Genomic DNA, 15670 nt, shown 5'->3' with positions numbered 1-15670 from the left:
CCATGGGGTGAGCCTGGAGTGAGTCACCGGACGGCTGGAGGAAACGCGATGGGAGCACGCAACCCGCTCGGCCGATGGCCCGTGTACCGGCAGCTGACCGGCGGTGATCGTCTGGGCAGAGGTCAGGCGGTCGTGTCACGGGCGACGGAGGAGACCCGGCCGCGCACGGCCACGGCCGACCGCGTGGTCAAGTCTGTCTGCCCGTACTGCGCCGTGGGCTGCGGCCAGCAGGTGTACGTCAAGGACGACCGGGTCGTCCAGATCGAGGGCGACCCGGACTCGCCGGTCAGCCGCGGCAGGCTGTGCCCCAAGGGCTCCGCGACACTCCAGCTCACCACCGGTCCGGCCCGCCGCCGCCAGGTGCTCCACAGGCGCCCGTACGGCACCGACTGGGAGCAGATCGACCTGGAGACGGCGATGGACATGGTCGCGGACCGAGTCGTCGAGACCCGGCGCAGGACCTGGCAGTGGGAGCACGAAGGGCTCCGCACGGCACGCACCATGGGCATCGCCAGTCTCGGCGGAGCCACCCTGGACAACGAAGAGAACTACTTGATCAAAAAGCTCTTCACAGGCCTCGGCATCGTGCAGGTGGAGAACCAGGCGCGGGTCTGCCACAGCTCCACCGTGGCCGGCCTCGGTACCTCCTTCGGCCGGGGCGGAGCGACCACCTTCATGCAGGACCTCCAGCACGCGGACTGCATCATCATCCAGGGGTCGAACTTCGCCGAGGCTCACCCGGTCGGCTTCCAATGGGTGATGGAGGCGAAGGCACGTGGCGCCCGGATCATCCATGTGGACCCACGCTTCACCCGCACGAGCGCCCTGTCCGACCTCTACGTGCCCATCCGGGCCGGGAGCGACATCGCGTTTCTCGGCGGGATCATCAACCACGTGCTCACCGAGGAGAAGGACTTCCGGGAGTACGTCCTCAACTACACCAACGCCGCGACGCTGATCGGCGACGACTTCAGGGACACCGAGGACCTCGACGGCGTCTTCTCCGGCCTGGACGAGGAGGGGGGCCACTACGACCCCCGCACGTGGCAGTACCGGGACACCGAGGTACAGGCCCCCTCCGGGAACGTGGACGAGCTGTACGAGGACCGCGCCGGAAGCGACGACGCGCACCGCCGGATCCACTCCGCGGCGGGGTCCGAGACCCACGGGTCGGGAGGCCCGCAGGCCCGGGCATGGCCGCCGCGCGACGAAACCCTGCAGGACCCCCGCTGCGTCTACCAGATCCTCAAGCGCCACTACGCGCGCTACACGCCCGAGATGGTCGAGGAGATCACCGGGGTGAAGCAAGAGGTCTTCCTGCAGGTCTGCGACGCGCTGACCTCCAACTCCGGACGGGACCGGACCACGGCCTTCGCGTACGCCGTCGGCTGGACCCAGCACACCACCGGCACCCAGTGCATCCGTGCGGCGAGCGTGCTCCAGCTGCTCCTCGGCAATATCGGGCGGCCCGGCGGCGGCATCCAGGCCCTGCGGGGACACGCCTCGATCCAGGGCTCCAGCGACATCCCGACCCTCTTCAACCTGCTGCCGGGCTATCTGCCGATGCCGCACGCCCACGCCCACGAGAACCTCGACGCCCTCGTCCGGGCGAGCCGCACCGACAAAGGTTTCTGGGGCGACATGCGGGCCTACTTCGTGAGCCTGCTCAAGTCCTACTACGGCGACGCGGCCACCGCGGAGAACGACTTCTGCTTCGACCACCTGCCTCGCCTCACCGGCGCCCACGGCACGTACGAGACGGTGATGGCGCAACTGGCGGGGGAGTGCAAGGGCTACTTCCTCATGGGTGAGAACCCGGCCGTCGGCTCCGCCAACACACGGCTGCAACGGCTCGGCATGGCCCAGCTCGAATGGCTCGTCGTCCGTGACTTCTCGCTCATCGAGTCCGCCACCTGGTGGCAGGACGGCCCGGAGACGGAGACCGGGGAGATGACCACGGGGGAGATCGGAACCGAGGTCTTCTTCTTCCCGGCAGCGGCGCACACCGAGAAGTCCGGATCCTTCACCAACACCAACCGGTGGCTCCAGTGGCACCACGCCGCCGTCGAGCCCGAGGGCGACGCGCGCAGCGACCTCTGGTTCATGTACCACCTCGGCCGGCGCATCAAGGAGCGGCTCGCGGCGTCCGCCGATCCGATGGACCGCGCCGTCCAAGACCTGACCTGGGACTATCCGGTCGACGGTCCGCTCGACGAGCCGGTATCGGCAGCGGTCCTGGCCGAGATCAACGGGCATGGCCCGGACGGCGCCCCGCTCTCCGCCTACACCGAGCTCAAGGACGACGGTTCGACCCGGTGCGGATGCTGGATCTACTGCGGGGTGTACGCGGACGGCGTCAACCAGGCCGCTCGCCGCAAGCCCCACACGGAGCAGGACTGGGTGGCGGCCGAGTGGGCGTGGGCCTGGCCCGCCAACCGGCGCATCCTCTACAACCGGGCCTCGGCCGCCCCCGACGGCCGCCCATGGAGCGACCGCAAGGCATGCGTCTGGTGGGACGAGGCGGAAGGCCGGTGGACCGGGCACGACGTCCCGGACTTCGTCCCGGACCGCGCCCCCGGCCACGTACCTCCGCCCGGCGCCGAAGGACCCGACGCGCTGCGCGGGGACGACCCGTTCATCATGCAGGCCGACGGCAAGGGCTGGCTCTACGCCCCCTCCGGCCTCGAGGACGGCCCGCTGCCCACGCACTACGAGCCGCAGGACTCGCCCTTCACCAACGCGCTCCACCCCTCGCGTCCCCGCTCACCGGTCAGGCATCTGCACCCGCGCGAAGGCAATCGCTACCACCCGAGCGGCGACGAGCCGGGTGCGGACGTGTATCCGTACGTCGTCACCACCCATCGACTCACCGAACACTTCACGGCGGGCGGGATGAGCCGCTGGTCGCCCTATCTGTCCGAGCTGCAGCCGGAGTTCTTCTGCGAGGTGTCGCCGCAGCTCGCAGGAGAGAGAGGGCTCGAGCACGGCGGTTGGGCGACGATCGTCACGGCCCGCAACGCCGTCGAGGCCCGCGTCATGGTGACCCGCCGGATCACGCCCCTGACGGTCCGGGGCCGTACCGTGCACCAGATCGGTCTGCCCTTCCACTGGGGCCCCAACGGGATCGTCACCGGTGACGCGGCCAACGAACTGGTGGCCATCGCGCTCGACCCCAACGCCTTGATCCAGGAGGACAAGGCGCTCACCGCCGACATCCGGCCCGGGCGCAGGCCCAGGGGCCCCGCGCTGCCCGAACTCGTCGCGGAGTACCGCCGCCGGGCCGGGATCACGGAAACGACCCGAACGCAGGAGACGACGTGAGGGACAACCTCTTCAGCGGGCCCGAGCCCGACCCGGCGGGCGACGCCGGACACGAGAACGCCCCGCCGCGCGTCGGGTTCTTCACCGACACCTCCGTCTGCATCGGCTGCAAGGCGTGCGAGGTCGCCTGCAAGGAGTGGAACGCCCTCCCCGAGGGCGGGCTGTCGCTGACCGGTATGTCGTACGACAACACCGGAGGGCTGGGCGCCTCCACCTGGCGGCACGTCGCCTTCATCGAGCAGCCCGTGCCCGCCGGGCGTAGGGAACTGCCGCTCGTCGAGCCGGATCCCGGGAAGCCGGAGGACGCCTCGGGCGTCCGGTGGCTGATGTCCTCGGACGTCTGCAAGCACTGCACCCATGCCGCCTGCCTGGATGTCTGCCCGACCGGATCACTCTTCCGCACGGAGTTCGGCACGGTCGTCGTCCAGGAGGACGTCTGCAACGGCTGCGGCTACTGCGTGCCCGCTTGCCCGTACGGAGTGATCGAGCAACGCCCCACGGACGGAAGGGCGTTCAAGTGCACGATGTGTTACGACCGTCTCGGCGCGGGCCAGGAACCCGCGTGTGCCAAGGCGTGCCCCACCGAGTCCATCCAGTTCGGCCCGCTCGACGAACTGCGGGAGCGGGCCGCGCTGCGGGTGGAACAGCTGCAGGAGGCCGGAGTCACCGAGGCCCGGCTGTACGGCCATGAACCGGACAACGGCGTCGGAGGGGACGGCGCGTTCTTCCTCCTCATGGATGAACCCGAGGTGTACGGCCTGCCTCCGCACCCCGTGGTCACCACCCGGGACCTGCCGGCCATGTGGCGTCACGCCGGCATCGCCGCCCTGTCGCTGGTCACGGGCGCCGCCCTGTCCTTCGCGATTCCCGTACTCACCCGAAGGAGCGGCCGGACATGACCGCCAGCACGTCCAGGAAGAAGGCCGGCCGCGCGGAGTTCACCTCCTACTACGGCCGGCCCGTCATCAAGGCACCGTCGTGGTCCGCCCAGGACATCGCCGGGTACTTCTTCCTCGGCGGTCTGGCCGGCGCCGGTTCCGTCCTCGCCGCCGGGGCCCACCTGACCGGCCGTGGCACCACGGCCAAGGCCCTGAAAGTGTCCTCGCTCGCCGCCGTCAGCCTCTCCGCTGCCGCGCTCGTCCACGACCTCGGCCGCCCGTCGCGCTTCCCCAACATGCTGCGCGTCTTCAGACCGACATCCCCGATGAGCATGGGTTCCTGGCTGCTCTCCGGTTACGGACCCGCCGCCGGGGCCGCCGCCCTCACCGCCGTGACCGGCCGACTTCCCAGGACGGGCGCCGCGGCCACCGTGGCCGCCGCAGTGCTGGGCCCCGCTCTGGCGACGTACACCGCGGTGCTGGCCGCCGACACCGCCGTACCCGCGTGGCACGGCGCACACCGCGAACTTCCCTATCTCTTCGGGGCGTCGGCCACTGCCGCTGCCGCCGGAATGGCGTTGGCCGCCGGGCCCGTCCACGAGAACGCCCCGGCCCGGTACGCCTGCGTACTCGCGGCCGTCGCCGACGGCGCCGCGAGCCGCGCGGTGGAACGGCGCCTCGGCTCCGTCGCGGTGACCTACCGCGAGGGCCGTGCCGGGACGCTGATGCGCGCGGCACGCGGACTCACCGCAGCCGGGGCGACGGCGGCCCTCCTTCTCGGACACCGCAGCCGTGCCGTCGCCGCCGGCGCCGGCCTCGCACTGCTCGCGGGCTCTGCCTGCACACGCTTCGGGGTCTTCGCGGCGGGAATCGTTTCCGCCGAGGATCCCGCCCACACGGTCGGCCCCCAGCGCGACGCCGCCGAGCTGCGTTCCCAGCGCTCCAGTGAAAGGAATCCAGGGTGAACAGCACGCAGGAACAGTCACAAAAACACCAGGAGAGCGGCGACGTCGTGGTGGCGGTGACAGGCTGTCCGAAGGAGGACGCGCGCACCGTGTTCGAGGTGCTGCGGCGCTCGTTCGTCTCCGACCGTCCGGCGAGCGACACCCCCGAGGACGCGTCGGACACGCGCCCCACCGTATGGACGGCGACCGTGGACGTCACGGAGGTGAAGACCGGCCCCGGGCCCGCGCAGCTCTCCGTGCCGGTGATGGTCGAGGCGCAGGGCGGCTACTGGGCGGTCGACCGTCTCCGCAAGCACCTGGCGGAGGCTTTCACCGTCCGGCTCGTCGGAACGGCGGCGGGCGACCAGGAACAGGAGATCCGCCTGCGACTGGAGAGCCACCGTCCCGCATGACGACCGCAGGCCCCGAATTCGGAAGGTACGCGTACATGGATGCCACTCCGGGGACCGTCGGCGCGGAAGCGGCACACGTGCCGACTCCCGACGACCGTTCCACTTTCACGCTGTACGTCAACGGCACGGAAAGAACTCTCACGCTCGACAACCGCACCACCGTGCTGGACGCGCTGCGCGAGCATCTCGGGCTCACAGGAGCCAAGAAGGGCTGCGACCACGGCCAGTGCGGAGCCTGCACCGTCCTCGTCGACGGACGGCGCGCCAACAGTTGCCTCCTGCTGGCCGTCGCCCAGCAGGACGCCCGCATCACCACCGTCGAAGGGCTGGCCGACGGCGACCGGCTGCATCCGCTCCAGTCGGCCTTCCTGGAGAGGGACGCGCTCCAGTGCGGCTACTGCACCCCGGGACAGATCTGCTCGGCGGCCGGCATGCTCGGTGAGGTGGAGGCCGGCTTCCCCTCCCACGTCACCCCGCGGGCGGCTCTCGTCGCCGGCGGGCCGGTCCCGCTCGACGCGGACGAGATCCGCGAGCGGATGAGCGGCAATCTCTGCCGGTGCGGTGCCTATCCGTACATCGTCGAGGCCATCGAGGACGTGGTCCCGTGAAACCTTTCGCCTATCTGCGTCCCGCCACCGTGGCCGAAGCCGTCCGTGCCGGCGCCGGGCACCCCGGCGCACGGTTCCTCGGCGGCGGCACCAACCTCGTCGACCTGATGAAACTCGGGGTGGAGTCGCCCGGTCTGCTCATCGACGTCAGCCGGCTGCCACTGGACCGGGTGACACGGACGGACGACGGCGGTCTCCGGATCGGCGCGACCGTACGCAACAGCGACCTCGCCGCCCACCCCGACGTACGCAAGGGCTGGCCCGCCCTGTCTCAGGCGCTGCTGGCCGGCGCGTCCGGGCAGCTCCGCAACACCGCCACCACCGGCGGGAACCTGCTCCAGCGGACCCGGTGCCCGTACTTCCAGGACGTCTCCAAGCCCTGCAACAAGCGGGCTCCCGGCTCGGGCTGCCCGGCCCGGGAGGGAGCGCACCGCGATCTTGCGGTGCTCGGCCACTCGCAGGACTGCGTCGCCACCAACCCCTCGGACATGGCGGTCGCCCTCGCGGCCCTCGACGCCACCGTCCAGATGCACGGGCCCGAGGGGGAGCGGGCCGTGTCCGTGACGGACTTCCACCGGCTGCCCGGCGACAACCCCGACCAGGACACGGTGGCCCGTCCGGGCGAGCTGATCACGGAAGTGGTGCTGCCGCCGCCTCCCGCCGGTGCGGTCTCCCTGTACCGAAAGGCGCGGGACCGCGCCTCGTACGCCTTCGCGCTGGCCTCCGTCGCCGCCGTACTGAGCGTGCGCGACGGCCGCGTCGAACGGGCGTCGCTCGCCTTCGGCGGGCTCGCGCACCGGCCGTGGCGTGCCCGGGTGGCCGAGGACGTGCTGCGCGGGGCCCCCGCGACCGAGGACACCTTCATGCGAGCGGTGGACGCCGAACTCGGAGCGGCCAGGCCCCTGCGCGACAACGGTTTCAAGGTGGACCTGGCCCGCCGGCTGGCCGTCGGCGCCCTGACCGGACTCACCACCCAGGCCGCATCCGCCTGATCCGCGGCCCCCCGCACACCCCGACGAACCGAGGACTACCGTCATGAGCGACTCCCCTCAGGCGCTGGGCGCGCCCGTCGTCCGCCGCGAGGGCCGGGACAAGGTCACCGGCACCGCCCGCTACGCCGCGGAACACACGACGCCAGGCTCTCTGTACGGCTGGATCGTCCCCGCCACCGTCGCGAGCGGGCGCGTCACCGCGATCCGTACCGCCGACGCGCTCGCCGTGCCGGGGGTGCACACCGTACTGACCCATGACAACGCGCCGCGGCTGGAGGAGCCCGACGACCCGATCCTCGCCGTGCTCCAGGACGACAGGGTGCCGCACCGCGGCTGGCCCGTGGCTCTCGTCGTCGCCGAGAGCCTGGAGTCCGCCCGGGCCGGCGCGGAGGCCGTGTACGTCGAGTACGCCATCGCCGGGCACGATGTCGTCCTCGCCGGGGATCACCCGGGCCTCTACACCCCGGAGGAGGCGAACGGCGGCTACCCGGCTCTGCGTGAACGCGGCGACGCCATGCGCGCGCTCGACGCGGCACCCGTGCGGATCGACGCCACCTACACGCTGCGAGGGCTGCACAACCACCCCATGGAACCGCACGCCTCCACAGCCCGGTGGGCCGACGGACACCTGACGGTCCACGACTCCAGCCAGGGATCGACCGCAGTGCGCAACAGTCTCGCCCAGGCCCTCGGGCTCGACCGGGACAGCATCACCGTCATCTCCGAACACGTCGGCGGCGGCTTCGGATCCAAGGGCACCCCGCGTCCCCAGTCCGTCCTCGCCGCGATGGCCGCACGGCACACCGGGCACCCGGTCCAGCTCGCCCTGCCCCGGCGGTCCATGGCAGCGGTCGTCGGGCACCGCGCACCCACCCTGCAACGGGTACGTCTGGGAGCCGACCGCGACGGCGTCCTCACCAGCGTCTCGCACGAGATCGTCACGCACACCTCGCGGATCAAGGAATTCGTCGAGCAGGCGGCCGTACCCGCCCGGGTCATGTACGCCTCCCCCCACAGCCGAACGGAGCACCGGGTGGCAGCACTCGACGTGCCCAGTCCGTCCTGGATGCGCGCACCGGGGGAGGCCTCGGGTATGTACGCGCTGGAGTCGGCCATGGACGAACTGGCCTGCGCCCTCGGGATCGATCCGGTCGAGCTGAGGCTGCGCAACGAACCGTCCACCGAACCCGACAGCGGGCGTCCGTTCAGCAGCCGCAACCTCGCGGCCTGTCTGACCGAGGGAGCCCGGCGCTTCGGCTGGTACGGCCGTGACCCGCAGCCCGCCGCCCGCGAGGAGGGGGCCTGGCTGCTCGGCACCGGGGTCGCCTCGGCGACGTACCCCGTACTCGTCCTGAAGTCGGCGGCCTCCGCGCAGGCCGCTCCGGACGGCTCCTTCCACGTCGGCGTCAACGCCACCGACATCGGCACGGGGGCCCGCACCGTCCTGGCGCAGATCGCCGCATCGGCCCTGGGCACGCCCCCGGAGAACGTACGGATCGACATCGGCAGCAGCGATCTGCCCACCGCATCCGTCGCGGGCGGCTCCTCGGGCACGGCCTCCTGGGGCTTCGCGGTGCACAAGGCCGCCACCGCCCTGGTACGGCGGCTCGCCGAGCACACCGGACCGCTCCCGCCGGAGGGCGTCACCGTCACCGCCGACACCGGAGAGGAGGCGGCACAGGAGTCCCCGTACGCACGGCACGCCTTCGGCGCCCACTTCGCCGAGGTCGCGGTCGACTCCCTCACCGGTGAGGTACGGGTCCGCAGGCTGCTCGGCATGTACGCCGCCGGACGCATCCTCAACTCCCGTACGGCACGCTCCCAGTTCGTCGGCGGCATGGTCATGGGCCTCGGCATGGCCCTCACCGAGGGCAGCACCATGGACCCGGTCTTCGGTGACTTCACGGAGTGCGACCTGGCCTCCTACCACGTGCCGTCCTGCGCGGACGTCCCCGACATCCAGGCGCACTGGATCGACGAGGAGGACTTGCACCTCAACCCCATGGGCAGCAAGGGCATCGGCGAGATCGGCATTGTCGGAACCGCGGCCGCCATCGGGAACGCGGTGCGGCACGCCACCGGCGCCCGGCTGCGCGAACTCCCCCTGACCCCGGACAGACTCCTGCCTTACCTGCCGTGACTCCCGGCCCCTCGGTTGCGCAACCGGCCCCCTCGGGCCACTCTGATGAGTGACCCGGAAGTGATTACTGCTCACGCTTCGTGTTCGGGGGTCGTTGGTTCAAACGGGGTGAAGCACGTGGGCCTCGCGGTGAGGAGCCTCGACGATGACCGTTCCACCCGACCGGCACTGTCTGGTCGAACTGCAGGTGTCGGCAGAGCGCATTTCCCAGCTGCGGCGCATAGTCGCCGCGCACCTTCGTCACTGGAGTCTCGAACTGCACGTCCGGCCGGTATGGCGGGCCGCGGAGGAGCTCCTGACGAACGTCCAGCGACACGTCGGCGACGACAGCGAGTGCGTCCTCGAGCTCCGCTGGACCGGCCGGCGCCTGACGGTGTCCGTGGCCGACAACGATGTGCGGATGCCCCGGCTGCTCGACGGCGGCGGCGGCGGCCTCAGCCGCGTCATGGCTCTGAGTGACAGCTGGGGTACCTGCCGGACCGTCGACGGCAAGGTCGTGTGGTTCACGCGCTACGCCGAGACGCCGTGCACCGTCGGACTGCTTCCGCAGACGCCCCTCCCCGGCGGCCGCACGTTCCTCAGCGGCCCGGTGGGCGAACTCGTGTGACGAACAGCCGGTGCCGGCCCGGTCGGCGCGGACGGTGTGCCCGCAGCACGCATGATCCGCGCGGGCCGGGTACGCGTGCGTGAGGCGTCGCGTTGCGCGCTGCGGCGTGGCGCGGCACGGTCGAAGGACAACGCAAGGAGGCACTGCCATGCCCATCGCGACGGTCAATCCCGCGAACGGTGAGACGCTCAGGACATTCGACGCACTGGACGAGCGGGAGACCGAGCGCAGGCTCGCCGCCGCACACCGCGCGTTCCGCAGCTACCGCACCACGGACTTCGCCGAGCGTGCCCGCCTGCTGAACCGGGCGGCCGATCTCCTCGACGAGGACCAGCAGGACATCGCCCGCACCATGACCACCGAAATGGGCAAGCCGGTCAAGGCCGCCCGTGCCGAGGCCGCCAAGTGCGCCAAGGCGATGCGCTGGTACGCGGCTCACGCCGAACGCCTGCTCGCCGACGAGCACCCCGACGACACGGACGTCAAGGACTCCGGTGCCTCCCGAGCCCAGGTGCACTACCGGCCGCTGGGCGTCGTGCTCGCCGTGATGCCGTGGAACTTCCCGCTCTGGCAGGTCATGCGTTTCGCCGCGCCCGCGCTCATGGCGGGCAACACAGCCCTGCTCAAGCACGCCTCGAATGTGCCGCAGACCGCCCTGTACATCGAGGACCTCTTCGCCAGGGCGGGGTTCCCCGCCGGTTGTTTCCAGACGCTGCACATCGGCTCGGGCGCCGTCGAGGCGATCCTGCGCGACCCGCGGGTCGCCGCGGCTACGCTCACCGGCAGCGAGGCGGCCGGCCGCGCCGTCGCCGCCGTCGCGGGCGACGAAGTGAAGAAGACCGTACTGGAACTCGGTGGCAGCGACCCGTATGTCGTCCTGCCCTCGGCGGACGTCGAGAAGGCCGCCGGGACCGCGGTGACCGCGCGCGTCCAGAACAACGGCCAGTCGTGCATCGCCGCCAAGCGCTTCATCGTTCACGCGGACGTGTACGAGTCGTTCACCGAGCGCTTCCTCGCGGGGATGGGCGCCCTGACCGTCGGCGACCCGCTGGAGGAGACCACCGATGTGGGGCCGCTCTCCAGCGAACAGGGCCGCACCGACCTTGAGGAACTCGTCAAGGACGCCCTGGGCGAGGGCGCCACCGCTTTGTGCGGGGGCCGGCGCCCCGAGGGGCTGGACCGCGGCTGGTTCTACGAGCCCACGGTGCTCACCGGGATCAGGCCGGAGATGCGCATCCACCGCGAGGAGACCTTCGGGCCGGTGGCGACGCTCTACCGTGTGGCGGACCTCGACGAGGCGCTGGACCTCGCCAACGACACACCGTTCGGGCTGAGTTCCAACGTCTGGACGCGTGACCAGGGGGAGATGAGCCGCTGTGTGCGCGACCTGGAGGCCGGCGGGGTCTTCTTCAACGGCATGACGGCCTCGCACCCCGCGCTGCCGTTCGGCGGGGTGAAGCGCTCCGGCTACGGGCGGGAGCTGGCTGGGCACGGCATCCGAGAATTCTGCAACGCCACCACGGTCTGGTACGGATCCGATCCGGACGCCCGCTAGTCATGCCCCAGGGACCCCAGGGAGACGCTTCATGACCGACGCCCGCACACCGTTCGGGGCATCCGCCCTGTCCGACACCGAGATCTCGGCACTCGACGCGCACTGGCGTGCCGCAAATTACCTGGCAGTCGGACAGATCTATCTGATGGCCAACCCGCTCCTGGAGGAGCCGCTGGCACCCGAGCACATCAAACCGCGGCTGCTCGGCCACTGGGGCACCTCACCCGGGCTGAATCTCGTTCACACCCACCTCAACCGGATCGTCAAGGCTCGGAACCGGCAGGCACTCTGCGTCTGGGGGCCGGGTCACGGCGGCCCTGCCGTCCTCGCCAACTCCTGGCTGGAGGGCAGCTATTCGCAGACGTATCCACATGTCAGCCGCGACCGCGCCGGAATGGCAGCACTGTTCAAGCAGTTCTCCTTCCCCGGCGGTGTGCCCAGTCATGTCGCCCCGGAGACGCCGGGCTCCATCCACGAGGGCGGCGAGCTGGGATACGCGCTCACCCACGCCTACGGAGCGGCGTTCGACCACCCGGAGCTTCTCGTCGCCTGCGTCGTCGGGGACGGGGAGGCGGAGACCGGGCCGCTCGCCGCGTCCTGGCACTCCAACAAGTTCTTCGACCCGGTGCACGACGGAGCCGTCCTGCCGATCCTCCATCTCAACGGATACAAGATCGCCAACCCGACGGTGCTGGCCCGGCTGCCCGAGGGCGAACTCGACGCACTGCTACGCGGATACGGCCATGATCCCCTCTACGTCGAAGGAGACGAGCCCGCCACGGTCCACCGCGCGTTGGCCGCCGCCATGGACCTCGCAGTGGACCGTATCGGGGGGTATCAGCACGCGGCCCGCGCCGAGCGCGCGTCCGTACGTCCCCGCTGGCCGATGATCGTCCTGCGCACCCCCAAGGGCTGGACCGGCCCCGAGGAGGTGGACGGGCTCCCCGTCGAGAACACCTGGCGCGCTCACCAGGTTCCGCTGCCCGGGGTCCGGGACAACCCCGACCACCTTCGCATGCTCGAGGCGTGGATGCGCTCCTACCGCCCGCAGGAACTCTTCGACTCGGAGGGACGGCCCAACGCCCAGGTCCTGGACTGCGTCCCCGTGGGCGCCGCACGGCTCGGCTCGACACCGTACGCCAACGGCGGGCTGCTCCTGCGGGATCTACCGCTCCCCCGCCTCGAGGACCACGCGGTGCGGGTCGACAAGCCGGGGACCGTCCTGCACGAGCCGACCCGCGTGCTGGGCGGGCTGCTCGAAGACGTCATGGCGGCCACCGCCGAGCGCAGGAACTTCCGTGTGGTGGGCCCCGACGAGACCGAGTCCAACCGGCTGGGCGCGCTCTACGGGGTCACCGGCAAGGCATGGCAGGCGGAGATCCTCCCGGCCGACGAGCATCTGGCCCGCGACGGGCGGGTGATGGAAGTACTCTCGGAACACCTCTGCCAGGGCTGGCTGGAGGGGTATCTCCTCACCGGGCGGCACGGCCTCTTCTCCTCGTACGAGGCCTTCGCCCACATCGTCGACTCGATGGTCAACCAGCACATCAAGTGGCTGCGCACCTCCCGTCGGCTGCATTGGCGTGCACCCGTCGCCTCGCTGAACTACCTGCTCACCTCGCACGTCTGGCGCCAGGACCACAACGGCTTCTCACACCAGGACCCCGGCTTCGTCGACCACATCCTCAACAAGAGCCCCGAGGTCGTCCGGGTCTATCTGCCACCGGACGCCAATACCCTGCTGTCCACAGCCGATCACGTACTGCGCAGCCGCGACTACGTCAATGTGATCGTGGCCGGCAAGCAGCCCGGCTTCGACTGGCTCACCCTCGACGAGGCCCGTGCGCACTGCGCCCGGGGGGCCGGGGTGTGGGGATGGGCCGGCACCGAGGACGGCAGCCGCGAGCCCGACGTCGTGCTTGCCTGCGCCGGGGACGTGCCCACCCTGGAGACGATGGCCGCGGCGGGGCTCCTGCGGCGTCACCTTCCGGACCTCGCCGTGCGCGTGGTCAACGTGGTCGACATGACACGGCTGCTGCCGCACGACGAGCACCCGCACGGGATGCCCGCCGCGGAGTACGACTCCGTCTTCACCCGTGACAAGCCGGTGATCTTCGCGTACCACGGGTATCCCTGGCTGGTGCACCGCCTCGCGTACCGACGGGCGGGCCACGCGCACCTCCACGTCCGGGGCTACAAGGAGGAGGGGACCACCACCACGCCGTTCGACATGGTGGTCCGCAACGACCTGGACCGCTACCGGCTGGTCATGGACGTGGTCGACCGGGTTCCCGGCCTGGGGGTACGCGCCGTCGCCGTCCGGCAGGCGATGGCGGACGCCCGCACCCGCCACCACGCCTGGATCCGGGAACACGGCACGGACCTGCCCGAGGTGGCCGACTGGACCTGGGAGGGCTGACACGCTTCGCCTTCGCACTCCGGAAGAGTGCGAAGGCGGGCGCTCAGTTCACGGTCGTGCGTACGGCCGGGGAGACGGCTCCGCCGCCGACGATCCGGAGGGCGTTCTCGCCCTGCATGCCCAGCTTCACACGCAGGCTGTACTCGCCACTGCCGATGATCCTGATCGCGGCGGGCAGGGACACCCAGCGCTCGCCCTGCTTCTGCTGCAGGGTGACCGGAGTGCCGGAACGGACGTTGCGGGCGGAGCCGTGGATCCGGAACTCCTCCCAGGCCGCCACGCTGCGCGCGGTCGCGTGGGCGGAGAGAGCCGGCCGTGTGGCCACCTGCACACGTTCCCCGGGCTGCGGTGCGGGGCCACCGGGCGACGCCACGGCCCCGCCCACCGCGCCGGCCAGTGCCGCAGCCGTCAGCAGGGCTGCTGCCGATGCGCGCCTGATTCGGTCCATGAATGGCTCTCCTTCGTTCACGATGTGATCGGTGAGATCAACTCGGTGAGGTCGACGAGATCGACTTCGGAGCGCCAAACCTAGACAAATTTCCCATAATACTCACGCGGGGACACGCGGTCAGAAGCGCAGAACCGCTGCGATCCGGCCGTGGCCCGCGAGGGAGTCGTCGGAGACGAAGGCCACCTCGCAGCCCTTGTCCAACGCCGATTCGACGAGCTCGTCGACGATGTCCTCCCGGACCTGGCCGTCCGTGGCCGGTGTGACGTCCGGGTCCACCGGCTCCAGGTGTCCGTCGGTGACCCGGACCGTCTGCTCGAAGTGCTCCTCCACCGTGACCAGGCCGGCCCGGCCCTCCCGTACGGCCAGCCACACCTCGTCGAGGCCGCCGGCGAAGGAACGGCTGCTGTGGGCGTTGTCGAGCCTGTCCCGGATCCGGGCCGCGGCCTTCTTCCGCCAGTCCCCCAGCGCCGGGCCCAGCTCCTTGGCCAGCTCGGGTGCGCTCGTTTCCGCGGTCGTCCCCTTCGTGACCCTGCCGACGGCCGGTTTCGCGCTCTCGCCCACCTCGTCGAGCAGGGCGAGCGCGGGTGCGAGGCCCACGAGGAACAGCGGACGCGGGTCAGCGGCCAGGACCGCGCGCAGCTGCTCGTCGACCGTGCGGAGGAAGTTGCGGGCGTCCTCGCTGCTGTAGGTGCTCGGGGTGTCGCCGATCCGCTCCTCACGCTGCGGGTTGGGCTCCTCGTGCGGCGCCGTGAGCGGGAATCCGTCCCTCGGCTCGGGGCGCAGTCCGTCGTTCGTACCCGAGAACAGTGAGGCGTGCTCCGCGGACAGGCTGAGCGCCCAGAACGACTGTGCTCCGGCCTTCGCCGCGACCAGGTTGCGTGTGAGGTAGCTGTCGCTCAGGACCACTCTTTCGGGTGCGGTGCGCGGCAGTTGCCAGATCTGGTAGCCGTCGGTGTCCGTGAGGATGACGAGGGACTCCAGCGCGCGGCGCTGATCCACCTCGGCCACCGCACGGTCGAGCTGTGCCTTCACCGCGGTCCCGGCCTCGCGGGTCACCCGGGGATCAGCGTCCAGCCGGCTGCCGGCCCTGGCCACGAGGTTCCGCAGCCGTACGGCGTCCTGGGTGTTGTCCGGCGCCCGACGGTGGGTCGGCATCGTCAGAGACAGGGCCGGATAGGGCCTGGTCGCGCGAAGTTTCTGCAACAGGCCGGGCGTCAGGGCGTCCGTATCCATCGTTCCCTCCCGGAGGGTTCGGGGTCCTCGGTGCTGGAGCCGCCCTCGGCACGGGGCGGGTCGTTCGACGAGTTAATTCATACCTTTTGATCGTAAGATGGGCGAATTA

12 protein-coding genes are annotated in these 15670 nt (G+C 70.9%); 10 read left to right on the top strand and 2 right to left on the bottom strand.

Annotated features, from left to right (window positions below):
* Positions 1-48 precede the first annotated feature (48 nt).
* From fdh to ACWD04_RS06110, 10 genes are all read left to right on the top strand, one after another.
* Positions 49-3321 (top strand): formate dehydrogenase, encoded by a 3273-nt coding sequence (gene fdh / locus ACWD04_RS06155; RefSeq protein WP_451128627.1) that lies wholly within the window; start codon positions 49-51, stop codon positions 3319-3321.
* Positions 3318-4220: a 4Fe-4S dicluster domain-containing protein gene (locus ACWD04_RS06150; protein WP_451128625.1), complete on the top strand. Its 903-nt coding sequence runs from the start codon at positions 3318-3320 to the stop codon at positions 4218-4220. The genes fdh and ACWD04_RS06150 overlap by 4 nt, the downstream gene beginning before the upstream one ends.
* Positions 4217-5164, top strand: coding sequence for an NrfD/PsrC family molybdoenzyme membrane anchor subunit (gene nrfD, locus ACWD04_RS06145; protein WP_451128623.1), 948 nt, complete (start codon positions 4217-4219; stop codon positions 5162-5164). Before ACWD04_RS06150 ends, nrfD begins: the two co-directional genes overlap by 4 nt.
* Positions 5161-5556: a hypothetical protein gene (locus ACWD04_RS06140; RefSeq protein ID WP_451128621.1), complete on the top strand. Its 396-nt coding sequence runs from the start codon at positions 5161-5163 to the stop codon at positions 5554-5556. The genes nrfD and ACWD04_RS06140 overlap by 4 nt, the downstream gene beginning before the upstream one ends.
* Before the next feature lie 35 nt (positions 5557-5591).
* Entirely contained in the window at positions 5592-6164 is a 573-nt protein-coding gene (locus ACWD04_RS06135) for a 2Fe-2S iron-sulfur cluster-binding protein (RefSeq protein WP_451128619.1), read from the top strand.
* A complete protein-coding gene (locus ACWD04_RS06130) occupies positions 6161-7156 on the top strand; it encodes an FAD binding domain-containing protein (RefSeq protein WP_451128617.1) in 996 nt (331 codons plus the stop codon). Before ACWD04_RS06135 ends, ACWD04_RS06130 begins: the two co-directional genes overlap by 4 nt.
* Before the next feature lie 43 nt (positions 7157-7199).
* Complete coding sequence (locus tag ACWD04_RS06125; RefSeq protein WP_451128615.1) at positions 7200-9296, top strand: xanthine dehydrogenase family protein molybdopterin-binding subunit; 2097 nt, start codon at positions 7200-7202, stop codon at positions 9294-9296.
* Between the two features lie 145 nt (positions 9297-9441).
* Positions 9442-9903, top strand: a complete 462-nt coding sequence (locus tag ACWD04_RS06120; protein WP_451128613.1) for an ATP-binding protein — start codon at positions 9442-9444, stop codon at positions 9901-9903.
* A gap of 148 nt (positions 9904-10051) precedes the next feature.
* Positions 10052-11458 carry an NADP-dependent succinic semialdehyde dehydrogenase gene (locus ACWD04_RS06115; RefSeq protein ID WP_451128611.1) on the top strand — a complete coding sequence of 469 codons (1407 nt, stop codon included), beginning with the start codon at positions 10052-10054 and terminating at the stop codon, positions 11456-11458.
* A gap of 31 nt (positions 11459-11489) precedes the next feature.
* The gene (locus ACWD04_RS06110) at positions 11490-13877 is read left to right on the top strand and encodes a phosphoketolase family protein (protein WP_451128609.1); all 2388 of its coding nucleotides are present in this window, start codon (positions 11490-11492) and stop codon (positions 13875-13877) included.
* A gap of 43 nt (positions 13878-13920) precedes the next feature.
* Here ACWD04_RS06110 and ACWD04_RS06105 read toward each other — a convergent pair whose 3' ends face one another.
* Positions 13921-14325, bottom strand: a complete 405-nt coding sequence (locus ACWD04_RS06105; protein WP_451128607.1) for a hypothetical protein — start codon at positions 14323-14325, stop codon at positions 13921-13923.
* Positions 14326-14445: 120 nt separating this feature from the next.
* Complete coding sequence (locus ACWD04_RS06100; protein ID WP_451128605.1) at positions 14446-15561, bottom strand: baeRF3 domain-containing protein; 1116 nt, start codon at positions 15559-15561, stop codon at positions 14446-14448.
* Positions 15562-15670 lie beyond the last annotated feature (109 nt).

It is taken from the genome of Streptomyces sp. NPDC002911, from assembly GCF_053591835.1.
The sequence above is the reverse complement of the archived record's forward strand: the minus strand, read 5'-3'. Positions and strand labels throughout refer to the sequence as shown.